This is a genomic window from Acidisoma sp. PAMC 29798, from assembly GCF_030252425.1.
GTDB classification, from domain to species: Bacteria; Pseudomonadota; Alphaproteobacteria; order Acetobacterales; family Acetobacteraceae; genus Acidisoma; species Acidisoma cladoniae.
On the sequence record NZ_CP126994.1, the window covers coordinates 3,062,720 to 3,087,451 of the forward strand.

General features: G+C 64.4%; 23 protein-coding genes. 11 read left to right on the top strand and 12 right to left on the bottom strand.

Going from position 1 to position 24,732, the window contains the following annotated elements; all coding sequences use genetic code 11:
- Positions 1-4: 4 nt before the first annotated feature.
- On the top strand, positions 5-937 hold the full coding sequence (locus QP803_RS14755) for a bifunctional riboflavin kinase/FAD synthetase (RefSeq protein ID WP_284944236.1): 933 nt from the start codon (positions 5-7) through the stop codon (positions 935-937).
- On the opposite strand, the gene QP803_RS14760 is transcribed toward QP803_RS14755, so the two are convergent.
- The 5 genes from QP803_RS14760 to QP803_RS14780 are packed head-to-tail and all read right to left on the bottom strand — an operon-like array spanning position 934 to position 5,089.
- Positions 934-1,719, bottom strand: a complete 786-nt coding sequence (locus QP803_RS14760; RefSeq protein WP_284944237.1) for an amino acid ABC transporter ATP-binding protein — start codon at positions 1,717-1,719, stop codon at positions 934-936. The two genes, QP803_RS14755 and QP803_RS14760, sit on opposite strands and share 4 nt — an antisense overlap.
- A complete protein-coding gene (locus tag QP803_RS14765; protein WP_284944238.1) occupies positions 1,716-2,387 on the bottom strand; it encodes an amino acid ABC transporter permease in 672 nt (223 codons plus the stop codon). Before QP803_RS14765 ends, QP803_RS14760 begins: the two co-directional genes overlap by 4 nt.
- A complete protein-coding gene (locus QP803_RS14770; protein WP_284944239.1) occupies positions 2,384-3,040 on the bottom strand; it encodes an amino acid ABC transporter permease in 657 nt (218 codons plus the stop codon). Before QP803_RS14770 ends, QP803_RS14765 begins: the two co-directional genes overlap by 4 nt.
- A gap of 42 nt (positions 3,041-3,082) precedes the next feature.
- Positions 3,083-3,922, bottom strand: coding sequence for a transporter substrate-binding domain-containing protein (locus tag QP803_RS14775; protein ID WP_284944240.1), 840 nt, complete (start codon positions 3,920-3,922; stop codon positions 3,083-3,085).
- A gap of 36 nt (positions 3,923-3,958) precedes the next feature.
- Complete coding sequence (locus tag QP803_RS14780; RefSeq protein ID WP_284944241.1) at positions 3,959-5,089, bottom strand: M24 family metallopeptidase; 1,131 nt, start codon at positions 5,087-5,089, stop codon at positions 3,959-3,961.
- A gap of 218 nt (positions 5,090-5,307) precedes the next feature.
- Between QP803_RS14780 and QP803_RS14785 the strand changes: the two genes are divergently transcribed.
- Positions 5,308-6,222 carry a LysR family transcriptional regulator gene (locus QP803_RS14785; protein ID WP_284944242.1) on the top strand — a complete coding sequence of 305 codons (915 nt, stop codon included), beginning with the start codon at positions 5,308-5,310 and terminating at the stop codon, positions 6,220-6,222.
- A 110-nt stretch (positions 6,223-6,332) separates the two neighbouring features.
- The gene (locus QP803_RS14790; protein WP_284944243.1) at positions 6,333-6,491 is read left to right on the top strand and encodes a hypothetical protein; all 159 of its coding nucleotides are present in this window, start codon (positions 6,333-6,335) and stop codon (positions 6,489-6,491) included.
- Positions 6,492-6,500: 9 nt separating this feature from the next.
- Here QP803_RS14790 and hydA read toward each other — a convergent pair whose 3' ends face one another.
- Both hydA and QP803_RS14800 read right to left on the bottom strand, forming a co-directional pair.
- A complete protein-coding gene (hydA, locus tag QP803_RS14795; protein WP_284944244.1) occupies positions 6,501-7,964 on the bottom strand; it encodes a dihydropyrimidinase in 1,464 nt (487 codons plus the stop codon).
- Positions 7,965-8,036: 72 nt separating this feature from the next.
- Positions 8,037-8,552, bottom strand: coding sequence for a hypothetical protein (locus tag QP803_RS14800; RefSeq protein ID WP_284944245.1), 516 nt, complete (start codon positions 8,550-8,552; stop codon positions 8,037-8,039).
- A 285-nt stretch (positions 8,553-8,837) separates the two neighbouring features.
- Between QP803_RS14800 and QP803_RS14805 the strand changes: the two genes are divergently transcribed.
- The 4 genes from QP803_RS14805 (at position 8,838) to QP803_RS14820 (ending at position 14,599) form a co-directional block, all read left to right on the top strand.
- Entirely contained in the window at positions 8,838-11,180 is a 2,343-nt protein-coding gene (locus tag QP803_RS14805) for a DUF6600 domain-containing protein (RefSeq protein ID WP_284944246.1), read from the top strand.
- 82 nt (positions 11,181-11,262) lie between these two features.
- Positions 11,263-12,258: a phosphogluconate dehydrogenase (NAD(+)-dependent, decarboxylating) gene (gene gnd, locus QP803_RS14810; protein ID WP_284944247.1), complete on the top strand. Its 996-nt coding sequence runs from the start codon at positions 11,263-11,265 to the stop codon at positions 12,256-12,258.
- Positions 12,255-13,787 carry a glucose-6-phosphate dehydrogenase gene (gene zwf, locus QP803_RS14815; protein ID WP_434082853.1) on the top strand — a complete coding sequence of 511 codons (1,533 nt, stop codon included), beginning with the start codon at positions 12,255-12,257 and terminating at the stop codon, positions 13,785-13,787. The genes gnd and zwf overlap by 4 nt, the downstream gene beginning before the upstream one ends.
- The gene (locus QP803_RS14820) at positions 13,772-14,599 is read left to right on the top strand and encodes an ROK family protein (RefSeq protein ID WP_284944249.1); all 828 of its coding nucleotides are present in this window, start codon (positions 13,772-13,774) and stop codon (positions 14,597-14,599) included. Before zwf ends, QP803_RS14820 begins: the two co-directional genes overlap by 16 nt.
- Before the next feature lie 3 nt (positions 14,600-14,602).
- Here the strand turns inward: QP803_RS14820 and QP803_RS14825 are convergent, their stop codons facing one another.
- Both QP803_RS14825 and acnA read right to left on the bottom strand, forming a co-directional pair.
- The gene (locus QP803_RS14825) at positions 14,603-16,690 is read right to left on the bottom strand and encodes an FUSC family protein (RefSeq protein ID WP_284944250.1); all 2,088 of its coding nucleotides are present in this window, start codon (positions 16,688-16,690) and stop codon (positions 14,603-14,605) included.
- Positions 16,691-16,745: 55 nt separating this feature from the next.
- Complete coding sequence (gene acnA / locus QP803_RS14830) at positions 16,746-19,439, bottom strand: aconitate hydratase AcnA (RefSeq protein ID WP_284944251.1); 2,694 nt, start codon at positions 19,437-19,439, stop codon at positions 16,746-16,748.
- 127 nt (positions 19,440-19,566) lie between these two features.
- On the opposite strand from acnA, the gene ccmA reads away from it, so the two are divergent.
- Genes ccmA through QP803_RS14850 form a run of 4 tightly spaced genes read left to right on the top strand, consistent with a single transcriptional unit; the run spans position 19,567 to position 21,353 of the window.
- Complete coding sequence (ccmA, locus tag QP803_RS14835) at positions 19,567-20,166, top strand: heme ABC exporter ATP-binding protein CcmA (protein ID WP_284944252.1); 600 nt, start codon at positions 19,567-19,569, stop codon at positions 20,164-20,166.
- The gene (gene ccmB, locus QP803_RS14840; protein ID WP_284944253.1) at positions 20,163-20,831 is read left to right on the top strand and encodes a heme exporter protein CcmB; all 669 of its coding nucleotides are present in this window, start codon (positions 20,163-20,165) and stop codon (positions 20,829-20,831) included. The genes ccmA and ccmB overlap by 4 nt, the downstream gene beginning before the upstream one ends.
- Positions 20,832-20,868: 37 nt before the next feature.
- Entirely contained in the window at positions 20,869-21,060 is a 192-nt protein-coding gene (locus QP803_RS14845; protein WP_284944254.1) for a hypothetical protein, read from the top strand.
- The gene (locus tag QP803_RS14850; protein ID WP_284944255.1) at positions 21,057-21,353 is read left to right on the top strand and encodes a type II toxin-antitoxin system RelE/ParE family toxin; all 297 of its coding nucleotides are present in this window, start codon (positions 21,057-21,059) and stop codon (positions 21,351-21,353) included. The genes QP803_RS14845 and QP803_RS14850 overlap by 4 nt, the downstream gene beginning before the upstream one ends.
- On the opposite strand, the gene QP803_RS14855 is transcribed toward QP803_RS14850, so the two are convergent.
- From QP803_RS14855 to QP803_RS14865, 3 genes are all read right to left on the bottom strand, one after another.
- Positions 21,354-22,847: a sensor histidine kinase gene (locus tag QP803_RS14855; protein WP_284944256.1), complete on the bottom strand. Its 1,494-nt coding sequence runs from the start codon at positions 22,845-22,847 to the stop codon at positions 21,354-21,356. It lies immediately after the preceding gene.
- Between the two features lie 12 nt (positions 22,848-22,859).
- Entirely contained in the window at positions 22,860-23,546 is a 687-nt protein-coding gene (locus QP803_RS14860) for a winged helix-turn-helix domain-containing protein (RefSeq protein WP_284944257.1), read from the bottom strand.
- Between the two features lie 84 nt (positions 23,547-23,630).
- Positions 23,631-24,602 (bottom strand): S1C family serine protease, encoded by a 972-nt coding sequence (locus tag QP803_RS14865; RefSeq protein ID WP_284944258.1) that lies wholly within the window; start codon positions 24,600-24,602, stop codon positions 23,631-23,633.
- Positions 24,603-24,732 lie beyond the last annotated feature (130 nt).

The following is a 24,732-nucleotide window of genomic DNA, read 5'->3' on the forward strand; positions in this document are numbered from 1 at the left end:
TCGCATGAGCATTCGCATCATCGGTCCTGACGATCCCGTGCCGCCGGAGGCACGGGGGGCGACCGTCGCTCTGGGCAATTTCGACGGTGTGCATCTTGGCCATGCGGCGGTGTTGCGCACAGCGCACGCCGCCCGACCCGAGGCGCCCCTGGCGGTCCTGACCTTCGAGCCGCATCCGCGTGCCTTCTTCCGACCCGACGACCCACCGTTCCGCCTCAGCCTGCTGACGGAGAAGGCTGCCGCCCTCGGCGCGCTCAACGTCGCCTGGCTGTTCACCCAGCGATTCGACCATGCCTTCAGCCAGCAGACGGCCGAGGATTTCGTCACGCGGGTGCTGCATGACCGTATCGGCGCGAGCCATCTGGTCTGCGGCGCGGACTTCGCCTTCGGCCATCGCCGTGGCGGGGACGTGGCCTTTCTGGCGGCGCGCGCTGAGCGGCTGGGCATCGGCCTTTCCATCGCCCCGGCCTTCACCGACCTGAGCGGCCCGATTTCCTCGACGCGCATTCGCCGGCTGTTGCAGGACGGATACCCCGAGCGTGCCAATGCACTGCTGGGTCGTCCTTGGACCATTCGTGCCGTGGTCGCGCATGGCGACAAGCGTGGCCGCACCATCGGCTTCCCCACTGCTAACCTCGCCTTGGGGGCGCATCTGGAACCCGCACGCGGTGTTTATGCCGTGACGGTCGATCTGCCGGACGGCAGCCACCATGATGGCGTCGCGAATATCGGCCATCGCCCGACAGTGAACGACACGTTGGAAAGCCGGTTGGAGGTGAATATCTTCGATTTCGACGGCGATCTCTACGATCAGGAAATCGGCGTGTCGCTGCATAGCTTCTTGCGCGCGGAGCAGAAGTTCGCGAGTTTCGATGCCTTGCGTGTGCAGATTGCGGCCGATGCCGATGCGGCCCGCGCGCTGTTGACGTTTTCCTAAAAACTCGTGCGGTCGTGATAGGTCTGTAGAAACTGGCGCACGCGCGGTTCGTCGCTGTCATGCAGCACCTGGCGCGATGGCCCGCAGGCGATGATGCGGCCATGGTCCAGAAAGGCAACGCGATTGGCCACATGGGCCGCGAAGCCCATTTCATGGGTTACCACCACCATCGTCATCCCATCCGCCGCCAGACTCTTCATCACCTGCAAAACCTCACCCACCAGTTCAGGATCGAGCGAAGATGTCGGCTCATCGAAGAGCATCAGGGTCGGCTCCATGACCAAGGCCCGCGCGATCGCGACCCGCTGCTGCTGGCCGCCCGACATGCGCAGCGGAAAGCTGTGCCGTTTGTCTGCGAGCCCGACCCGCTCAAGCACCGCCTCAGCCCGCAACGTGGCCGCTGCCGGTTTCAAGCTACGCACGCGCAGAAGCGGCTCCATCACATTCTGAAGCGCGCTCATATGCGGCCAAAGATTGAACTGCTGGAACACGAAACCGATCTCCCGCCGCATTTCGCGCAGCATCCGACCGGGCATGACGCGCCGCTGGCCTTTCGGATCATCGACATAGCCGATCAGCTTCCCGCCGATCCGGATGTCCCCGCTGTCGTACCGCTCCAGGAAATTGATACAGCGGAGTAGCGTGCTTTTGCCCGAACCGCTTGCGCCGATCAGGCACACGACCTCGGACGCATCGACCGTCAGACTGACATCGCGCAAGACGACGACGGAGCCGTAGCTTTTGCTGACGCCGCTGATATCGATCATCGGTTGCGCACTCATGATGCCGCACCAGCGCGCATGAAGAAGGTCAGCCGGCGCTCCACCAGAGCGCAGATCCGCGCCAGACTCTCGACGAAGATCCAGTAGAAGGCCGCGAGTGCAATGATGCCCGCGAAGGCCGAATAGGTCTCCACCGTCATGCTCTGGATCTGATACATCAAGTTCGGCACGGTGATGATCGAAAGAATGACGGTCTCCTTTGAGATGCTGATGAGCATCGACACGATCGAGGGAAAGATCGCCACCAGCATGGTCGGCAGGCTGATGCGCCACAGGATTTGCAGCGGCGTCATGCCGAAGCTCGACGCTGCCTCGATCTGGCCTTTCGGCAAGCTCTCAAAACCCGCCCGGAAGATTTCGGCGAAATAGGCGCCGGCATGCACGCCGAGGCAGATGATTCCGGCCGCCAGGGCGGAGAGGCGAATGCCGATGAAGGGGCCGCCGGAATAGAGCAGAAACAGTTGAAGCAAAAAGGGCGTGCCGCGAATGACCTCGACATAGAGGCGCAAGGCCCAACGCAGCGGGCGAAGAGGCAGCCGCCTGAGCAGGGCCACGACAAAGCCGATGGCGAGGCCTAGCAAGGAGCCCAGCAGCCAGCTCCAGAGCGTGACCGCGATGCCGCTGAGCAGAAGCGGCGCCCAATGCCACAGCAGCGCCAGGCTGCTCATGCCGGCACTCCGCGCCCGAGACGCCGTTCGGCCAGATTGCCGCATCCCGCGAGGCAGAGATTGATGGCGAGGTAGAAGATGCCGGCACCGATATAGGCTTCCAGCGGCCGAAAGGTCGTCGCCGCGATGTTCATGCTGACGCGCGTCAGTTCGGAAATGCCGATCACCGAAATCAACGACGAAGCCTTCATCAGGGCGATGAACTCCCCAATCACCTGCGGCAGGCAGCCGCGCATGGCCTGGGGCAGTAGGATACGGCGCCAGACATCCACGCCCGTCATGCCCAATGCCTCCGCGACCTCCGTCTGACCGGCAGGAATGGCGAGCAGCGCGCCGCGCAGCATCTCCGCCAAATAGCCGCTGGTGCAAAGGCCGAGCGCCAGCACGGCACTGACGGAGGCGGGCACGAAGATGCCGATCAAGGGCAGCAAATAGAAGATCAGCATCAGCAGCACGAGAAGCGGAATGCCACGAAACACGCTCACATGGGCGCGGGCCAATCGCTGAAGAATTGGCGAGCGCGAGAACCGTGCGGCACAGACCAGAATGGCCAGTGCCGCACCGACGATGATGCCGCCGAGCGTGTAACAGACGGTCGCGATCGACGCCTGAAACAGATAGGGCAAGGAGTCCATGATGACGCTGAGCTGCATGGACCTCCTATAGCTCCGTCTCGCCGCGCGACGGTCGGGAAATCAGATCAGCGGCGTCGGCAGGTTTTGCGGCAGCGGCGTCACCACGCCGAACCACTTCTTCTGAATGGCAGCAACCTGGCCATCCACCGAGATCACATGCAGCGCGCCATTGATGGCATCCGTCAGCGTCGTGTCTTGAAGACGCGCGGCCCAGCAGAGAAAGGTCGGTTTGCCGAAGGGCGGCATGACCAGCGCAAATGTCTCAGGCCGTTTCTCTGCGAGATAGGCGAGGCTCGGTGAGGAATTGGCGACGGCGTCGAGGCGGCCGGAAGCGAGATCCGCATAGGCCTGGCTGCTATCGAGATATTCGCGAATGTCGACCGGCTTCGGCAGAGTTTTGGAATAGGCTTGCAGATCGGGCACGACATGCGAACCCTTCTCCACGCCGACGATCTTGCCGGAAATGTCGGCGGCGATCGTGATGCCCGTCTCATCCGTGCGCTTGATCAAGGCGGAGGTGGCGGCGCCGATCGGGTTGGTAAAGGCGAAATGGGTCAGCCGCTCCTTCGTCGCCATGACAGGCGCGATGCAGAGGTCGAAACGGCCAGCCTGGACGCCGGGCAGAATGCCGTCCCAGGGAATGTCGTTATAGGCGACCTTCAGCTTGAGCTGAGCGCCGACGGCATCGATCAGGTCCCGGTTGGCACCGGCATATGTGCCGTCCACGATCATGTCCCAGGGGGCGAACTGCATTTCGGTCACGGTATTCAAAACGCCACGGTGGCGCACGGCGTCCCAGGTTGTTTCGGCATGGGCCGCACGACCGATCAGGATCGCCGGTGCCGCGAGGGCAACCGTTTGAAGAACGCGGCGTCGGGTCAGGCCGGATAGTTCGTTCATGATAAAGCCTCCAAGGATGGGGTTTGAGTGGAGCGATCAGACGCAGGCAAAGATGTCATCGGTGTTGAAATCGGGGGACAGCAGTTCAGGCCCGTCGCGGCCGATCAGCAGCATGTCCTGGATATGCCAATGGTTCACGAAAGGCTCCATCGCGATCACCATACCCTCCTCCAACACGCGCGCATTGTCGCGGGAGATCATTGGTTCCTGCTGATGCCACCAGCATCCGACGCTATGACCGGCGAGGATGGAATTGTACGGCATGCCAACTTCAGCGAAGCGATCCTTCACGCATTGGTAGATGGCGCCTGCGGTCACGCCCGGAACCAGTTGCTCATTCACCGAACGGTAGATGTCGCGAATGACGCGGTATTCGCGCGTCTGTTCAGCGGTCGGTTCGCCCACCACCGCGCAGCGGGACTGGTGGCCGGGATAGCCGTTGAAATAGGCGACGTAATCCGTACGGATGGCGTCCCCCGCTTCAAAGACGAAATCACTCTCGCCGCCATAGGGCATCGTATTGCGGGACGAGTTCAGGATTCCGTGGGTGAATTCCGACCCGCCGATGATGCATTCGCCGACGATGGCGGCATGCAGATCACGTTCCCGCATGCCGGGACGGACAGTCGCGAAATGCGCGAGGAAGGCGTTGTCGAGAATGCGGGCGCCGTGCTTCAGGCGAGCGATCTCACCCGGCGTCTTGATGGCGCGCACCCGCTCCATCAAATCCGTTGAATCGACCATGCGCATCTGCGGCAATCGCGCACGCAAAATCGCCCCATCCGCCATACTGACGTAATCGCACTCGAACGCCACAGTGGCGTCTGCCAGACCCATCGTCTTCAGCGTCTGGGCCAAGGCCTCGGCCGGCTTTTCGGTGTAACCCTCGTAGAGGTCGAAATGCGCGACCCAGGAATCCCGTTGTGCAAGAGGCGCCGCGATGGTGTTGGCGATGATCCGCGGCTCACCCTGACGCGGCCAGACCAGATAAACGGCGCGCGGCGAATCTGCGAGATCGACATGGCGCGCCAGCGTGCCGGGATAGGCGAAGCCGGCCAGATAGGTGAAATTGAGCCCCGCCCGCGCGACGATGGCATCCACCCCCGCCGCATCCATCTGCGCGGCCAGTCGATCGAGGTTGATGAGGTCGTTCGCGGAAGATTTCATAGGTCTCTGTTCTCAGGCCATGACAATGACGATCGCAACAACTCTTGCGATTGAGCTTGCAGGCTCAGTATTGCTACCAATAATTCGTCGAAAGGCGTGGCGATATCGCTGAACTTCTAGCGCATCACTTCGCACCTGCACCATACTGCACTGTGAGTTCTGACATTGACAAGAAACTTCGGTTGATAGATGGTCATGCGGAATCCTTATGGCACCCCGTGAACATTCGCAGCCTGGAAACGCTCCTGTGGATCACGCGTCTGGGCAGCTTCAGCGCGGCGGCGCGCCATTTGCGCCTGACGCAGCCCGCCATCACCCGGCGCATGAACGAATTGGAGCAGGAACTCGGCGCGCCGCTGTTTCGGCGGGAAAGAACCCGGACTGTCTTGACCGAGACTGGCAAACGATGCGCGCAGATCGCCGAGCGCATGGTGTTGGACTTCGTCGCCCTTAAAGCCGCCGCCGGGCATGATGACGGCATCAGCGGCACGATCCGCGTTGGCGTGAGTGAAGTGATTGCCCTGACTTGGCTGGATCGGCTCATCGGCCGCATCGCCACTCGGTACCCCGCCGTCAGTATAGAACTCGACGTCGATCTGTCCGCGCGCTTGGTGAAGAAGCTGGCGGCCCGCCGCGTGGACATCGCCATGCTTCCAGGCCCCGTGGCATTGCCCGATGCGGTGACACAGTCGCTGGGGTCCTATGGACTAAGTTGGATGTCGCATCCCTCGCTGCTGAAGATCGAGCGTGACATCACGCCCGCCGATCTCGTGGATGTGCCGATCATCGCGTCACCGGATGATGCAAACGTCTCCTCCGTCATGCAGAACTGGTTCAGGGAGTCGGGCGTCCGGCCACGCCGCATCAGCTATTGCGGCAGTTTCAGCGTCGTCGCGTCCCTGGTCAGCAAAGGTGTCGGCGTCAGCTTGCTGCCAATGGACCTCTTCAAGAGCGCGATTGCTGCCGGCAGCATGAGCGTGCTGTCGGCACAGCCGCGCATCGCGCCGATCCAATATTCGGTCTCGTATATCCCGACCTCGGAACTGGCCTTTGTGCCGGCGGTCGCGATGTTCGCATGTGAGGAAAGCTGGCTCAAAAAAGCAGCCGATTACGGCTTCGCACCCTTCGGCTGATCTGTAACGTGCCACAGTGTGGCAGTAGAAACCTTGTTTCCGCCATGCTTCGGAATCATCGCCGTTACGAAACCCGCCTAAGCTTCTCTCCAGCAACACGGAGATGCGTCATGTCGAAGAAAGGACTGTTCCGGCTCGTGGCCGGCGCCGCCATCGCGCTCAGCCTGGGCGGCTGTTACTACCCCTATGGCTATGGATGGGGCGGTGGCTGGCGCGGCGGCGGCTATCACCAGGGCTATTACGGCGGCGGCGGTTACGGGCCGCGCTGATAGCCCGCCTCAGATCATGATCGCGGCGGCGTCGAACCCATTGGGGAAGACGCCCCGTGGCGTGATGAACGCGTAAGGCTCACGCGGCAGGAATCGCGCCGAGCCCGGCGCGGCCGTGACCACATCATCCTTCATCACCACACGCCCGCGCGCGATGGTCATCACCGGCCAGCCGGTCACCTCCAGCCCCTCATAGGGCGTGTAGTCGATCGCGTGCTGCATCAGGCGATTGGTGATCGTGACCTTCTTGGCGGGATCCCAGAGCACAAGGTCCGCATCCGATCCGGGTGCGATGGTGCCCTTGCGCGGCGCGAGGCCGAACAGCTTCGCGGGATTGGACGCCGTGAGGCGCACGAAGGTCTGCGCATCGATCCGCCCCTTCGATACGCCTTCACTGAAGACGATGGGCAAACGGGCCGCGAGGCCCGGAACGCCATTGGGGATTTTGGTGAAATCCACATCCGTGCCATGGGCGCGTTTGCCGCGACCCGGAATGCTGAAGCTGTGGCCGCTATGGTCGGAGGAGATGTTGTCGATGGTGCCGGCGCGAATGGCATCCCACAGCCCTTCGCTTTCCGCAGGGCCGCGCGGTGCGGGACTGCAGATGAACTTCGCGCCCTCGAAACCCGGCCGATCCATGTCGGCCGCCGAAAGCACGAGATATTGCGGGCAGGTTTCGCCCCAGACCTTCACGCCGCGCGCTCGGGCACGCGCGATCTCGGCCGCCGGCTCGGGCCCCGAGACATGGAAAATCTGGATCGGTTGATCGACCAATTCCGCCAGGGCGATGGCACGATGCGTCGCTTCGGTCTCGATCACCGTGGGCCGGCTCCAGGCGTGGTATTTGGGCGCCGTCATGCCGGCCTTGAGCAGCGCTTCCGTCAACCAAGCGATGGCGTCGTAATTCTCGGCATGGACGGTGACGAGCGCCCCGGCCCGGCGCGCAGCCGCGAGCACGCGCAGATACTGCCGGTCATCAAGGCGGACGTCATCATAGGTCAGGAACACCTTGAGGCTGCGAATGCCGGCGGCCACGACCTCCGGCACATCCTGCTCAATGACGGCATCGAAGGGGTCGTTGATGATCTGGTGGAAGCTGTAATCGACCATGCCGCGCGCGGCCCGACGATGATATTCGGCGAGCACGGGGCCGAGACGCTGGCCCTTGAACTGCGCCGCGAAAGTAATGACGCTGGTTGTGCCGCCGGCGAAGCAGGCGGCGGAGGCATGGCCGAAACTGTCCTCATACTCCGAGCCATCGGGCTGCAACTGCTCGATATGGCAATGGCTATCGATGCCGCCGGGCATGACCAGCAGGCCATCGGCTTCGATGATGCGCCCACCGCCAGGCTCCAGCGCCTCCCCCACCACGGTGATGGTTTCGCCGACCACGCCGATATCGGCGCGAAAGGTGTCGGTGCCGGTGACGACGGTACCACCGCGTATGACGAGATCGAAATCGGACACGTTCATCCCCCGGGCGCCAAGCGGGCCCTTGCCGCGTCGCTTATGGTGCGACGCGGCCGGAGGCATGGTCAATCGGCGTCAGTGGCTGAACCCGCGCTGGTTGACCGGTTGTTGCGGCGGAAGATAGCGCGGCTGCTGGCCCCCGGGTTGCCCTTGGGGTGGGCGACCCTGCTGAGGCGGGCCACCTTGCGGCGGGCGATAGCCGGACGGTCCTTGCGGTTGTCCGCCGCCTTGTGGCGGACGTCCGTTCCAACCGCCACCACCACCGCCTTGGGGCGGCCGCCCGTTCCAACCGCCACCGCCTTCTGGCGGACGTCGGTTCCATCCGGGCGGGGGCGGGCGATACCCGCCGCCGCCATACCCACCACCGTAACCGCCACCACCACCACCGATGATCACCGTGGGTCCGGGCGAGTAATAGGGCTGGGCATAGACCGGCGACGGCGCATAGGCAGGCGCATAAGCGGGAGCGTACGCAGGCGACGCATAGCCAGACGAGCCGTCGGAGTAGCCGGTGCTGCCGGGCGGATAATAGCAGCCGCCGAGCAGGCCCACGCCCATTGTGGCAATGGCCACCACCGTCCAGCGTTTCATGAAGGATTTCATAATTTCAGCCCTTTCCGGATCGACACCTCGCCGCATATCCGCAAGGGAGAGCCGTTCATTGCTACATTCACCCTCAACTGGGGCTTTTCGGTGCAGAGCCTGCGGCGCTCGCGTGTCTGACGCGGGCTTTGCCTCGATATCCACCGAAATCGCGATCACGTTCAGGGGAGCCATGCCAGAGCCACGGAGACAGACGTTTTTCGCCGCAATGGCGGCCAAACATCGTTCATCGATTGCTTGCGCGCAACGCACTCAAAACAAAGGCTTCCGTTCATGAGTTTCCGGATCAAATGGTCTTTGGCGCCTACCGTCGCCGCGAGTCTCGGCATGGTCACAGGCAACATCGCGGGCGGCACCTCCGCCTGGGCGCAAACGGCGCCACCGCCGGCTGAGGCCGCAACGGCCGCAGGCGCACCGCCCAGCCGGGTCGGTTGGTTGTCACAGATCACCGGCTCCGTCTCATTTCATGGCGCGGGGCAGACGCAATGGGTCACCGCCACGCAGAACTTTCCGGTCGCGACCGGTGACGCCGTCTGGACGCAGCCGCAGGCCGGCGCATCGATCATCGTGGATTCCAGCCGCTTTGCCCTGGCCGGCGGCACCGAAATGACCGCCCAGGAGATCGACGACACGACGGTCACGGCCGCGCTGTCGCAGGGCGAGGTCTTCCTCAATCTCGTGGCCCTCCAACCCGGCCAGAGCGTGACGATCCAAACGCCGCGCGGCACGGCACAAATCGCCGGGAACGGCGAATACGAAATCTTCGCGGGCGACAGTGCGACGCCCACCTACGTCACCGCCGTTACGGGATCGATCGCCTTCACCGGCCTCGGCGCGACCGGGCCGCAGACTGTGGGCGCCCAGCAGACCCTGGTCATTTCGGGCACCAATCCCGTTCAGGCCCAGCTGGGCGCGATGCAACAGGACCAGTTCCTAACGACGATTTTGCAGCAAATCACCCCGCCGCCACCGCCGACGGCCACGGCGGCACCGCCTGTTGTCGCACGCATGACCGGGGCGACAGTCCTGACGCAATACGGCAACTGGCAGCCGCAGCCGCAATACGGGACGGTGTGGTTCCCGCATGTGGCCTCGGGCTGGGTTCCGTATCGCGAGGGCCATTGGGCCTATGTGCAGCCATGGGGTTGGACTTGGGTCGATAATGCACCCTGGGGTTTCGCACCCTTCCATTACGGCCGCTGGTCGCAGTTCAACGGCCAATGGGGCTGGATTCCCCAGCCCGTCGCCCAGCAGGGCTACGGCCAGGGCTATGGCTACGGTTATCAATACGATCAGAACCGGGGTTACTATGCCGAGCCGGGGTATCGGGGCCCTGCCCCCGCCTATGCGCCCGCGCTGGTAACCTTCCTCGGCGCGGCCGCCGGTGCGGCGATCGGCGCCTTCGCCGCCAATGCCCTGAGTTCAGGCAATATCGGCTGGGCGCCCCTTGGCCCGCGTGAGGCCTACTACCCGCCCTATCGTGTCAACGAACGCCAGTTCCAGGCCTATAATCAGCCCTATGTCCCGAACTACACGCAGTTCGTGCAGCGGAACGTCACCTTCAATGACAACCGAGTTGTCTATCGGAACGACGTGATCGTAGAGGGCAACAAGGTTCAGTTTGCCAATCGGGGCGGCGCGACCTTCGTGCCGGCGGCCGTCATGATGAATTCGCGACCGGTGCGTGAGGCCGTGCAGGCTGCGCCGCCGGGTGACCTCCGACCCTTCCGACCGGTCGCGGGTCAGGCGCTTCCCCGACCGACCGCCGAAACCGCCGGTATCACGCCGGCCCTGGCCGAGCGGATGCACCTCGCGGCCCAGCAGGGCGGCGCGGTTCGCCCTGCTGCACCCGGCCCTGAGATTCGCCCGATGCCCACCGGCGCGCGTCCCTTTGCTCCGGCGCTGGTCCCGCATGCGCAAGTGGAACCCACCTTCCGTCAGGGCTCGCCCCGCCCTGGGGTGGCACCCATAGGCCAACCAGGCGCGCCAGCACGTGCCGAAGCGATCCCTGGGCAGCCCGTCCGGCCCGCAGCGGGCGGCTTGCCGCCGCTCGCGACCGTGGGCGGAGTGGGCGCGCGACCCGCAGGCGTGAAGCCTGAGTTTCGCCCAGTGGCACCGGGCGCAGCGCCGGGGGCTGTTGCAGCACCGCGTGTCGAAGCACCGCGTGTTGAAGCACCACGCCCCGCGCCGGCACTCGCGCCTGCAGCGCGTGTCGAAGCCCCGCGCCCTGCCCCGGCTCCGCGTGTCGAGGCACCACGCCCCGCTCCGGCACCGCGTGTCGAAGCACCGCGCCCGGCTCCGGCTCCGCGTGTCGAGGCACCACGCCCCGCTCCGGCCCCGCGTGTCGAAGCCCCGCGCCCTGCCCCGGCACCGCGTGTCGAAGCACCGCGCCCTGCCCCGGCACCGCGTGTCGAAGCACCGCGCCCTGCCCCGGCACCGCGTGTCGAAGCGCCGCGCCCGGCACCAGCACCGCGTCCCGCACCAGCACCGCGCATCGAAGCGCCGCGCCCAGCCCCAGCAGCACCGCGCCCCGCACCAGCGCCGCGTGTCGAAGCCCCGCGCCCGGCACCGGCCCCGCATGCCGAAGAGCATCCGCCTGAGAAGAAGAAGCCCTGACATCAAACCGTCCCGAGCCGCTGGCTAGCACTGGAGGATACGTCTCTGTATCGTCCAGCGCAGGACGTATCAGGAGATTGACATGCAACTCGGAATGATCGGGCTCGGGCGGATGGGCGGCAACATCGCCCGTCGCCTCATGAATAACGGCCATGAAGTGGCGGTGTTCGACGTCAACCCCGCAAGCGTCGATGCACTGGCCACAGAGCATGCCATTCCAGCGCACTCGCTCCAAGGCCTTGTGCAGGCCTTGGCAGCGCCCCGCGCCGTCTGGGTCATGCTCCCGGCCGGGCACATCACGGAATCCACCATCGAGACGCTCGCCGGCATGCTCGAAGCCGGTGACACCATCATCGACGGCGGCAATACCTTCTATAAGGATGACATTCGCCGCGCGAAGCACCTCAAGGAAAAGGGGCTGCACTACGTCGATGTCGGCACCTCCGGCGGTGTTTGGGGCGTCGAGCGCGGCTACTGCATGATGATTGGCGGCGAAAAAGAGGTCGTCGATCGCCTCAACCCGATCTTCGCGACCCTCGCGCCTGGGCTTGGCACCATCGATCGCACGCCCGGTTTCAAGGGCGATTCCCGCGCCGAGAATGGCTACATCCATGCGGGTCCGCCCGGCGCCGGCCACTTCGTGAAGATGGTCCATAACGGCATCGAATACGGCTTGATGCAGGCCTATGCTGAGGGCTTCGACATTCTGCGCGGCAAGAAGTCCGAGAGCCTGCCCGAGGACGAGCGCTTCACCATCGACCTCGCCGATACCGCCGAAGTCTGGCGTCGCGGCAGCGTCGTATCGTCTTGGCTGCTCGACCTCAGCGCCATGGCCTTGGCCGAAAGCCCTGACCTCGCCGAGTTCACCGGCAAGGTGGATGATTCCGGCGAAGGCCGCTGGACGATCAACGCGGCGATCGAAGAAGCCGTGCCGGCCGAGGTTCTCACCGCCGCCTTGTTCGCGCGCTTCCGCTCCCGCATCGACCACAGCTTTGGCGACAAGCTGCTCTCCGCGATGCGCAACAAGTTCGGCGGTCACGTCGAAGGCCACAGCGCGGCGCCGAGCATCAAGGAATGAACCCTGTGAGCGCGACCGCGAAGCAGACACCGGTCGCGCCGCCCTGCGCCATGGTAATCTTCGGCGCGGGCGGCGACCTCACCAAGCGTCTGGTGATGCCGGCGCTGTATAACTTGTCGTGCAGCGGCTTGCTGCCGAAGAACTTCGCGCTGATCGGCGTCGATCTCGTGGAACAGGATGTCGAGACCTGGCTGGCCAGTCTTCGCGATTTTCTGGTCGGCACCTTCCGCAAGGGAGGTGAGGGAAGCGAGCCCGGCGAAGTTCTGAACGACGCCGCGTGGTCGCATCTCACCGGCACGATGTCGTATCTGTCGGGCGATTTCGGTAAGCCGGAAACCTTCCAGAACCTCGCGCATCATCTGAAGGACGTCGATCACCGCAACGGTCTTGGCGGCAACGTGCTCTTCTACCTTGCGGTCGCGGAACGCTTCTTCGGGTCCACGGTAGAGCATCTCGGCCAGGCTGGCCTCACTGAAGAAGTCGGCGGTGCCTGGCGTCGGGTCGTGATCGAAAAGCCGTTCGGCCACGACCTTGCTTCCGCTCAGGCTTTGGACAAGCAGGTTCTGGCCGTCCTCACGGAAGAGCAGGTCTACCGGATCGATCACTTCCTCGGGAAGGAGACCGTGCAGAACATCATGGCGCTGCGGTTCGCCAATGGATTGTTCGAGCCGATCTGGAACCGCGACCGCATCGATCATGTGCAGATCACCGTGTCCGAGACGGTCGGCGTGGAGCGTCGCGGCAAGTTCTACGAAAGCACCGGCGCGATGCGCGACATGGTGCCAAACCATGTCTTCCAGTTGCTGGCGATGACGGCCATGGAACCGCCCGCGACCTTCGATGCGGATGCGATCCGCGCCAAGAAGGCGGAGGTTTTCGCCTCCATGCACCCGCTCGAACTCAGTGATGCGGTGCGCGGTCAATACGCTCCCGGCACGATCACCGGTGAAACCGTTCAGGGGTATCGGAGCGAGCCTGACGTCTCCCCCGAAAGTGCAACCGAAACCTTTGTCGCGATGAAGCTGCAGATCGACAATTGGCGCTGGGCAGGCGTGCCGTTCTATCTGCGCACCGGCAAGCGCATGACCAAGCGCAAGACGGAAATCGCGATCCGCTTCAAGCAGGCGCCCTTCGCGATGTTCCGCGATACGCCCGTGGATTCGCTGGGTGAGAACTGGCTGATCATTCAGATCCAGCCAGAGGAAGGCATGAAGCTGCGCTTCAATGCGAAGGTGCCCGGCCCGTTGCTGACGTTCGAGAAGGTCGCGATGAGCTTCAATTACGACGATTGGTTCAAGCAAGCCCCCGCTACCGGCTATGAGACGTTGATTTTCGATGTCTTCATCGGGGACGCGACTCTGTTTCAGCGCGCCGACCAGTTGGAATCGGCGTGGAAGGTTGTGCAGCCGGTGCTGGACTCCTGGGCAAAGCCGGATCCATCATTCCCAAATTACGCTGCAGGCTCCGCAGGGCCGAACGCATCGGATGAACTGCTGCAACGGGAGGGCCGGGAATGGCTGCCGATATGAACCAGGATGAAAACCTGGGCGAACACGATGACAGTCACGTCGATCAAAGCGTCAACGTGTCAGACGACATCAGGAACGTTCTGACGATCGATATCGGCGGCACAGGCGTGAAGGCATCGGTCATCGACATGAATGGCACGATGATCGCGGATAAGGTGCGCATCGCTACGCCGCACCCCTGCCCGCCCGGCGTGCTGGTCGAGCTGATCGCGAACCTCGTGAGCCCGCTGCCGCATTACGATCGTGTGGCGATCGGCTTCCCCGGCGCGGTGCGATCCAACATCATCCTCACCGCCCCGCATCTTGGTGAGGAAATCTGGCACGGCGTCGATCTCGCGGCTCTGGTCTGCCAAAGGCTTGGCGGCATCCCCACCAAGATCGTCAACGATGCCGAAATGCAGGGCCTCGCCGTCATCCAGGGGAAGGGCCTGGAATTCATCCTGACGCTCGGCACCGGTTGCGGCACCGGGATCTTTCTGGACGGCCAGCTCGCGCCACATCTGGAATTGTCCACGCATCCGATCGGCAAGAAATACACCTACGACACCTATGTCGGGAACGACGCGCTGGTGAAGATCGGCAAGAAGCGTTGGAACAAGCGTGTGCAGAAGATGATCCAGATTCTGGAAGCCCTGACGCATTACGATCATTTGTTCATCGGCGGCGGCAATTCGCGCAATGTGACAGGCGAACTCCCCGCGAACATCACCTGCGTGTCGAATGATGCCGGTATCGACGGCGGTGCGGCTTTGTGGTCGTCGCATCCGATCCGCCATCCCGAGCATACCCTGGCCGAAAACCCGGCCGGTTAGGCGTTAGGCTTTCAGACGCGGCATCGTCCCGGCGATCAATTCGATCTGCCGGGCGATTCGCGTGAAGCTATCGCCCGCCTCTCCTTCCGCCAGCACGTCTGGGCGCGGCGGAAGCTGATCGGTACCGCCGCCGGCCAAAATCATGGCGGCGCTGTCGCCGATCCATCGGCGCCAAGCGCGCAGACCTTCGGCAGGCAAGCGCGTCGCGCCACGGTCGTAGAGCGACACGATCGCAGACAAGCGCGCGGCGACGCGACGAATGGCCGCATCGATGGTCAACGCGGCGTTGAGCCCTGCACTGCCGACGAGACGTGGTTCCAGCATGCCCCGGCTGAGCGCTGCCTCCAGCGCATTGCTCGCGATGCCGGCCTGCCGACGCAAACGGTCCTGCTCGGTGACCGAAATCTCCCCCATCAGCTGCGCCAAGACACCATCCGCGAAGGCGGCATTGGCAGCGACAGCCCCGCGCACCTCGACCACCGCACGCTGCGGCTGACGGCCGGGCCACATGATCAGGCTGCAAATCACAGCCAGAACGCCACCCATGACAGTGTACAGCGCCCGCATCACTGCGATGCTGAATTCAGAGGCACCCGGCGCCGCAGACTCCACCAGAAGAATGACCATAGGCGTCAAGGCGCTGAGGAAGAGCGCGAAGCTGACGCCACGCACCATGAACGCGAAGATGGCGAGCGGAAACATCGCCAGGGCCACGGCGACCGGCGTGTGCACGATCAGGCCGAGGGCCGCCGCGACCAGACCGCCGAGCACTGTGCCGCCGATGCGCTCGATCATCCTTTGCCACGTCATGCTGAAGTAGGGCTGCATCGTCATCAGCAGGGTAATGACGAGCCATCGCTCATAGGTGTGGTGATCGACCAGGGTCACCGCCAGGCCGAGGGTGCTCGCGACACCCGCCATGCTGGCATGGCGGAGCGCCGCAGAACTGCGGTCGAGGTTGGAGCGTATCGGCCCCCATAGCTTTTCCCGCCACGACATCGAGTCGCGGCCATCTGCCAAGGTACCGGGGATCAGATTGGCGGGCGTAGTGAGCGTGGTGGTCACCGCCAGGCGTTCCGTGATGACGACGATGAGGCGGCGCAGCGGCTCGGTCTCCGCGAGGCCGGAGACATCCGCCCGCACGCCCTCAAGGCTTTGCGTCAGACGCGTGATGTTCGGCGTCCCGTCGGTCTCCATGCTTTGGGCCAGCACCATCAGCACTCCGCGCAAATGACGGAGCGTGCGCGTAGCGATCGCCGCATCACCGGGGCGGCCGGCTTCCAGGATGTCGCAGACGCCGATGAGCGCCCCGAAGGCCTGATCTGCTGCCTCCAAGCGGAGCCAAGATCGTGCGACGCGGGGGGCTGAAAATCCGCGCGCGCGGGCGAAGATCATGACGGCTGCACGCGCTTCCTCAATCGCCTCGCGCCCCCCACGCCGCAAGGTGCGCGCATGACGATCCCAGAGTTCCACAGATTTGGCGGGCGGCGGAGCCACAAGGATGTCGCGCATGCCATCGATCATCGCCACCAAAGCGCGATAGGCGTCTGCGACGCGGCGCCGGACGAGCGTCGCCGGCTGGATGCGCCACAAGACGCTGGTAAGCAGGACTGCCCAAAGCGCACCCGCGAGAAACATGCCGCCGAGTTCCAGCGCATCGGGCCAATCCGTTAAGGGATCGTCCAGGGAGATGACGATCCAGACGGCGAGCAGGTTGCCGACCTGCATGGCGGCGGTTCCGTAGACGCGCGCGAAACTCGCGCAGCCGATAGCGAGGCCAGCCAAAGGCACTGCAAGCCAGAGTCCCTCGGTTCGCGCGAAGCCGAAGACCATGCCGGTCAAAGCGCCAATGACGGCGAAGGCGAGCAGCGGGCGCAGCCGTTCCTGGCTGGGCGCGCCGGCATCTGCGAGGCAGGTGAGCAAGGCGCCGAGGGCGGTGATAAGAAGGAGAGGAAAGTTCAGCCAGGCGTGGATGACCACGATGGCGGCGACAGAGAGCCCCGCCCGCAGACCCTCCTGCACGCTGAACCCGGCATAGTTCAGCGCCCAGGACGATCGCGTGAGGTCCGATGTCGGCGTGCGGGCGGTCACTCTGCCCATGCCCTCATGTGGCGGAATACGCAGGGTATTCCGCCAGGAGCAGGTGTCAGGCGGCCTTCGCCATTTCGCGCAGCACGTAATGCAGGATGCCGCCGTGCTGGTAATAGGCGACCTCATCCAGCGTATCGACCCGGCAGAGCAGCGCGACCTGGTCCGTCGTGCCGTCGGCGCGATGAATGACGAGGGTCACGTCCATCCGTGGGCTCAGCGTCTCCAGCCCCAGAATGTCCAAGGTCTCGTCGCCGGTGATGCCCAGGGTCTTGCGATCCATCCCATCCTTGAAGGTCAAGGGCAGCACGCCCATGCCCACGAGGTTGGAACGATGGATACGCTCGAAGCTCTCGGTGATCACGGCCTTGACGCCCAGAAGCATGGTGCCCTTGGCGGCCCAATCCCGCGAAGAGCCGGTGCCGTATTCCTTGCCGCCGAAGACGACCAGGGGACGACCCTCGGCCTTGTAGAGCATGGCGGCATCGTAGATCGGCATCACCTTGCCGGAGGGATGATACGTGGTGACGCCGCCCTCGGTGCCCGGCGCCATTTCGTTCTTGATGCGGATATTGGCGAAGGTGCCGCGCATCATGACTTCATGATTGCCGCGTCGCGCGCCGTAGCTGTTGAAGTCCTTCTGCTGGATTTGGTACTGCAGCAGGTATTCGCCGGCCGGTGAGCTTTTCTTGATGCTACCGGCGGGGCTGATGTGATCGGTCGTGATGCTGTCGCCAAGCACCGCCAACACGCGCGCACCGGTGATATCGGTCACCGGCTTGGGCTCCATGGTCATGCCCTCGAAATAGGGCGGGTTGCGGACATAGGTGGAACTGTCGTTCCAGGCATAGGTCTTGGTGCCGCTCTCCACCTCCAGCGTCTGCCACTGCACGGGCCCCTTGTAGACGTCCGAATAGCGCTCCTGGAACATTTCACGGGACAGGTTGGCGCCAACGATGCCGTTGATCTCGGCCGTGGTCGGCCAGATGTCCTTGAGATAGACGAGCTTGCCATCATGGCCGGTGCCGAGCGGCGCGGTGGTGATATCTTCGTTCATCGTGCCGAGCAGGGCATAGGCCACCACCAGCGGCGGGCTGGCGAGGTAGTTCGCCCGCACGTTCGGGTGGACGCGACCTTCGAAGTTGCGGTTGCCGGAGAGCACCGAGACGGCGACCAGCTTGTTGGTCTCGATCGCGTCGACGATCTCGTCATCCAGCGGGCCGGAATTGCCGATGCAGGTGGTGCAGCCATACCCCACGGTCTGGAAGCCCAACGCATCCAGATCCTGGCTGAGGCCAGACTTGTCGAGATATTCGGTCACGACCTGGGACCCCGGAGCGAGGGAGGTCTTGACCCAGGGCCGCGCCGTGAGGCCCAGAGCCCGCGCCTTGCGCGCCACCAGCCCGGCCGCGACGAGAACATAGGGGTTGGAGGTATTGGTGCAGCTGGTAATGGCCGCGATCACCACGTCGCCATGGGTGATCTCGTAATTGCGGCCGGCGATCTTGGCGCGGGTGCCGACATCATTTGCGGGCACGCCCAGGCTTTTCGTCAACTCGGTGCGGAAGGCGGAAGACGCATCCGACAGCAGCACGCGGTCCTGCGGGCGCTTCGGCCCGGCGATCGACGGCAGCACGCTGGACAGGTCGAGTTCCAGCGTGTCGGTGAAGACCGGGTCCGGCGTCGTGGTATCGCGCCACATGCCCTGGGCCTTGGTATAGGCCTCGGCGAGGGCGATTCGCTCCTCGGTGCGGCCCGTGAGGCGCATGTAATCGATCGCCACGCTGTCGAGTGGGAAGAAGCCGCAGGTGGCACCGTATTCCGGGGCCATATTGGCGATGGTCGCGCGGTCGGCCAAAGGCATGTGGTCGAGGCCGGGGCCGAAGAACTCGACGAACTTGCCGACGACGCCCTTCTTGCGCAGCATCTGCGTGACCGTCAGCACCAGATCGGTGGCCGTGACACCCTCAGTCAGCTTCCCCGTCATGCGGAAGCCGATGACGTCCGGGATCAGCATGGCGATGGGCTGGCCGAGCATCGCGGCCTCCGCCTCGATGCCGCCGACGCCCCAGCCGAGAACGCCGAGACCATTGACCATGGTGGTGTGGCTATCGGTGCCGAAGAGCGTGTCAGGATAGGCGACGGTCTCGCCATCGTTCTCTGCGATCCAGACGTTCTGGGAGATGTATTCCAGGTTGACCTGATGGCAGATGCCGGTGCCGGGCGGCACGACGCCGAAATTGTCGAAGGAGGTCTGGCCCCAGCGCAGGAAGGTGTAGCGCTCGCCATTCCGCTCGAACTCGATCTCGACGTTCTTCTCCAGCGAGTCGGCAGTGCCGCTGGCATCGACCTGGACCGAATGGTCGATCACGAGATCGACGGGAATGAGAGGGTTCACCTTGTCTGGGTCGCCGCCGAGGGCAAGGATACCGTCCCGCATCGCCGCGAGATCGACCACGGCGGGAACGCCGGTGAAATCCTGCATCAGGATACGAGAGGGGCGGAAGGGTACTTCGCGGGTGGAGGAGGCCTTCACCAGCCACTCGGCCAGGGCCTTCGCATCATCCGTCTTATAGGTGCGGCCGTCTTCGAAGCGGAGCACGTTCTCCAGCAGGACCTTGAGGCTGACCGGTAGTCGGGAGATATCACCGATGGCACTCTGCGCTTCGGGAAGCGAGAAATAGGTGTAGGTCTTGCCCCCGACATCGAGGGTCCGTTTGGTGCCCAGGCTGTCCTGACCGGTCATTTTCATGCTGCTATGGTCCTTCCGGTTGTGCCCTCCCGGCGGCGGGAGGTGCAACAAACTCCACAGCGGCTTAAACCATACCCACCCGCCGGGGTCCACGCCGGCTGATGCAATGTTCATAGGCAGGTTAAGCGTGCTTGAAGCTCGAAGCGTGGCGGCCTTTCGCGGCGACCATCTGGTCTTCGAGGACGTCTCTTTCCGATTGGAAGCCGGTGCCGCCCTCGTCCTCACCGGGCGCAATGGGTCCGGCAAGACGACCTTGCTGCGCCTGCTGGCCGGCCTGATGCCGCCTGCCGCTGGCGATGTGCTGTGGCAGGGGGAGGACGCGCTGGCCGATCTTCCCGCCCATGGGCTCCGCCTCGCCTATCTCGGCCATCAGGATGCGCTGAAGCTCGGCCTCACCCCGCTTGAAAACCTGTCCCTTTGGGCACGCGGACGTGATCGATCTGAGGCGATCGAGACTGCGTTGGAGGCGGTCGGCCTTGCCGATCTCGCCCAGCTGCCGGCGCGCATGCTGTCCGCCGGCCAGCGGCGCCGGGTTGCGATCGCCCGGCTGCTCGTGACGCGGGCGCCGCTCTGGCTGTTGGACGAGCCGACCACGGCGCTGGATGCCGCATCCGTCGTCAAGCTGGGGGAGATGGCGGCCGCCCACCGCGCGGGGGGCGGCATTCTGGTGGCCGCGACGCATCTCGACCTGCCGCTGCCCGGCGCCCTGGCCTTGAGCCTGTCATGATGGCGATCATGCTGCGCATCCTGGCGCGGGAACTGCGACTTTCGCTGCGTCACGGGGCGGATACCGTGGCGGTGCTGTTGTTCTTCGTGCTGGCGGCGGGCTTGTTCCCCCTCGCCGTGGGGCCGGAGCCGGCGCTGCTCGGGCGGCTGGCGCCGGGCACAATCTGGGTCTGCGCCCTGCTGGCGGCCTTGCTGCCGCTCGACCGTATGTTCGGCGCCGATTTCGAGGACGGGTCGCTGGATCAATTGCTGCTGTCGGGCGCGCCAGCCTCGCTAGTGGCGCTTGCCAAGGCGGTGGCGCATTGGCTGACGACCGGGTTGCCGCTGCTGATCGTCGCGGCGCCGGTGGCCATCATGCTGCGGATGCCGCCCTCGGGCCTCGGGCCATTGCTGCTCGGCCTGTTGCCCGGCACGGCGACGCTGTCTCTTCTCGGCACCACCGGTGCTGCCTTGGTCATTGGCGCCCGGCGCGGCGGGGTGCTGCTGCCGCTGCTGGTACTGCCCTTAGCGACGCCGGTTCTGATCTTTGGCGCCGCTGCCGCCGGAGCGGCGTTGACCGGCACATCCCCTCGCCCGGAGCTTCTGCTGCTTGCGGCGCTATTCGTTTTGGCGCTGCCGCTGTGCCCCCTCGCGGCCGGCGCTGCCGCACGAGCAGCGGCGGAATAACGTGGAAATGAGGCCCGACGCGGCGTAAGTTACGCGCATGGGGAAAGATCGCGCGGCGCCTGACGACACCAAGGAATTGATTGCCCCGAAGGCGTGGCAGGACTCGCTCAACCGCAGCATAGCTCAACTGGCCGCCGGTCTCACGGTGGATGGCACCAACGTGTGGCGTCGTATCGACGAAAGTATTGCGAGGCTTGAGGCCAAAGACGCCATAACGAAGGCCCGTTGATACGCTTCACGCCTGAAGCTGCGTCACAAATCGCGGGGCTGGCGGATTACTATGAGCGGCTGGAACGGACAGAAGCGTTACGAAATCTTCGCCTTGCACTTCTCGCGGCTGAGGATTTCATCACCCAAAGACCGCAATCTGGACTTCCCGCTCCTCGCCCATATTCAGCGCTCTTTGTCGCGGGCCAGCTTTGGGTAAAGAGAGGCAGCTACTGGATCGTCTATGCACCGGAACCACCGGTGACGATCCTTGGCATCTTTCACGAAGCGGCGGATATCCCGCGCCGCGTATAATCACCCGGCCGGCGGGAGGTGCGCGGGAGGTGCTGCGGGCTTGGCGAGGCGCCGGCTGCTGCTGAACTCGGCCGGCAGCGAAACCACCGCCCGCACGCCCGGATGGTTGCTCTCCAACCGCAGCGACCCGTTATGGAGTTGCACCACCGCCTGAACCATCGACAGGCCGAGGCCAGAACCGGGCGTGCTGCGCGCGCTCTCACCCCGGAAGAACCGCTCCGTGACGCGGTTGCGATCCTCCGCCGGGATGCCCGGCCCGGAATCGGCCACAACGATCTCGATCCGGTCCCCCAGACGCCCGGCGCCCAGCAGGATGTGCTTGCCCTGGGGCGAAAACTTCAACGCATTCTCCAGCAAATTCGCCACCGCCTGCTGCAGCAGGTCGCGGTCGCCGAACACCGGCAAGGGCGGCTTGGCGAGAAGGTCGATATGCATCCCCTGCTCCTCCGCCGCCGCCGCATAGAGCTCGTGCATATCCGACAGCAAGGCATAGAGATCGATCGAGGCGAAGGCGGAGCGGCGCGAGCCGGCTTCAATTTCCGCGATCCGCAGCAGCCCCTGGAACACCGACACGATGCCGTCGAGATCCGAGGTCGCCCGTTCGACCGCCGCATGAAGGTCGCTGGCGTCGCGCGCATGGAGGGCCGCATCCTCCAGCCGGGTGCGCGCCCGGGTGATAGGCGTGCGCAGATCATGGGCGATGGCGTTCGAGACCTGGCGCACGCCATCCATCAACCGCGCGATGCGATCGAGCATGTCGTTGATGGTTTCTGCGAGACGATCGAACTCATCCCCGCGGCCCGAGATTCGCACGCGGTTCGATAAGTCGCCGCGCGCAATGGCGGCGGCGGTGGCCGAGACATCCGCGAGGCTGCGCTTGAACAGGCTTTGGATCGCGATGGCGCCAGCCGATCCCAGCACCACCATCACGAGGACCGCCCAGAGCAACCCGGCGGTGAGCAGAGACCGGAGTTTTGCGCGGGACCCGACATCACGGCCAATGAGCAGGTGGAAGCCGCCGGGGAGATCGAAGCGATGCATCCGCGCCAAGGATTCGCGGTCGCCGCGCTTGACGGTCAATTCGAACCAGCTATCGGCGGCCGAAACGCCCACCGGCCAGGTTGTCAGATTGCCGGCGACCTTTTGTAGGCTGTCATCCACCAGCAGGTAGATCGCATTGTCATCGATGCTCTGAGCCAGGCGATCCTGGATGGTGACGACCAGGGCGGGAAGATTGCCTTCCTGGTAGCGCTCACCCAGGCCTTGGGCATCGGCATTGATCGCGGCTTCGACCTGGCGATTGAGAAGGCCGGCCGTCGCCCACCACAGGAAGATCGCCAGAGCGAGGGCGCTCAGGCCAAAGATGATGGCATAGAGCGCCGCGAAGCGAAGCCCAGCCGAGCGCAGGAACGGGGCCCGTCGCAGCGAGGTCAGGAAGACCCGCCGCGCATCCGGCATTGGCAGGACGCCGGCTTTCGGAAGCCCGACCTTCACGTCCCGTCGTCCCTAAACGTCGCTATCCGACCGCATGATATAGCCAGCGTTGCGGACCGTGTGCAGCAGCGGCTTCGGGAACGGCTTATCGACCTTCTGGCGCAAGCGGGACACGTGCACATCGATCACATTGGTCTGGGGATCGAAATGATAATCCCACACGCCCTCCAACAGCATTGTGCGGGTGACGACCTGACCCGCGTGTCGCATCAGATATTCGAGCAGACGATACTCGCGCGGTTGCAGATCGATCTTCTGGCCCGCGCGCTTCACGACACGCGACAGCAGGTCCATTTCCAGATCATCGACGGCGAGCCGGGTGACCGGCGAGTCCGATTTGCCACGGCGTGTCAGCGCCTCGACGCGCGCCAGCAGCTCCGCGAAGGCGAAGGGCTTGGTCAGGTAATCGTCGCCGCCGGCCTTGAGGCCCTTCACACGGTCATCCACCTGGCCAAGCGCGGATAGAAACAGCACCGGGACGGCATTCTCCTGCGCCCGCAGGGTTTCGAGGAGCCGCAGCCCATCCACCCCACCCGGCAGCATGCGGTCGAGGATGATCGCATCGAACTGTTCGCTCGCCGCCATGAAGAGACCGTCACGCCCGTTCGCGGCATGCTCGACCACATGATTGGCCTCACGGAGTCCTTTGACGACGAAGTTGGCGACCTCACGGTCATCCTCAACGAGCAAAATACGCATCTGGAGGCTCCCCAATGTCAGCGCGGCAGGTTTAGGTTTAGTCCCGGATGGCGAAAAAGCGCAGCGTATCCGCCCATTGCCACACTAGTTATGTTCCGTTGACGGACGCAGTCCCACCACCACGGTTGCCGTCAAATCACGGCCATGACGAACGAGCGTCAAATGTGCGGATCGACCTGGCCTAATTTCCGCGACCGCGCGGATCAGGCCGAGGGCTGTCGCCACCGGCTTGCCATCGACGGTGACGATACGGTCGCCCACCTTCAATCCGGCTGCGCCCGCCGGACCGCCCGCCTCGACAGCGGTGAGGCCCACGCCGGCGCGGGCCCCGCCATTTCCATCGGAAACGCCGACGCCGAGCCAGCCGCGATCAAGGTGGCCGTGCTGCTCCAACGCCGTCACGATCCCTTCGGCGATCTGGCTCGGGATGGCGAAGCCGATGCCCACCGAGCCGCCGGTCGGCGAAATGATGGCCGTGTTCACGCCGATGACGGCGCCCGTCATGTCGAAGGCCGGACCGCCCGAATTGCCGGGATTGATGGGCGCGTCGAGTTGTAGAAAATCGTCAAAGGGGCCGCTCATGATGTCACGCCCGCGCGCCGAAACGATGCCGGCGGTGACCGAGCCGCCAAGCCCGAAGGGATTGCCGGCGACCAGAATCCAGTCACCGACTTCGACGTCGCGCGAGTCGCCCCAGGTGACGAAGGGCAGCGCGCGATGGGCTTCGACCTTGATCACTGCGATATCGGTGAGTTCGTCGATGCCAATGACACGGGCCGGCAATTGTGTCCCGTCCGCGAGGGAGACGGTGATGCGGCTTGCCCCGCCCACCACATGGTCGTTGGTGACGATATAGCCGCTGGGGTCGATGATGAAGCCGGAACCGGCGCCCAGCATCCTCTGACTACTATGGGGCGCATCGCTCCCAAAGGGCACCGCGCCACCACCATCCGGCTCGGCATGGCCGTCTTGGGTGACGGAAATGTTGACCACCGCCGGCTCCACCTTCCGCACCAGTAGCCGAAAGCTCGGGAATCCGTTCTGGGCCTGTGCCATTGGCGCGATCGCACAGCCGCTACAGCCCAAGACCGCGAAGACGGCGACAAGGCGCCATGTCGCTGATCGCGATGGCCAAGGATGCGGACGAAAGGAAGGAACCATTCCTCTCTAGTGTCACACATCTCGA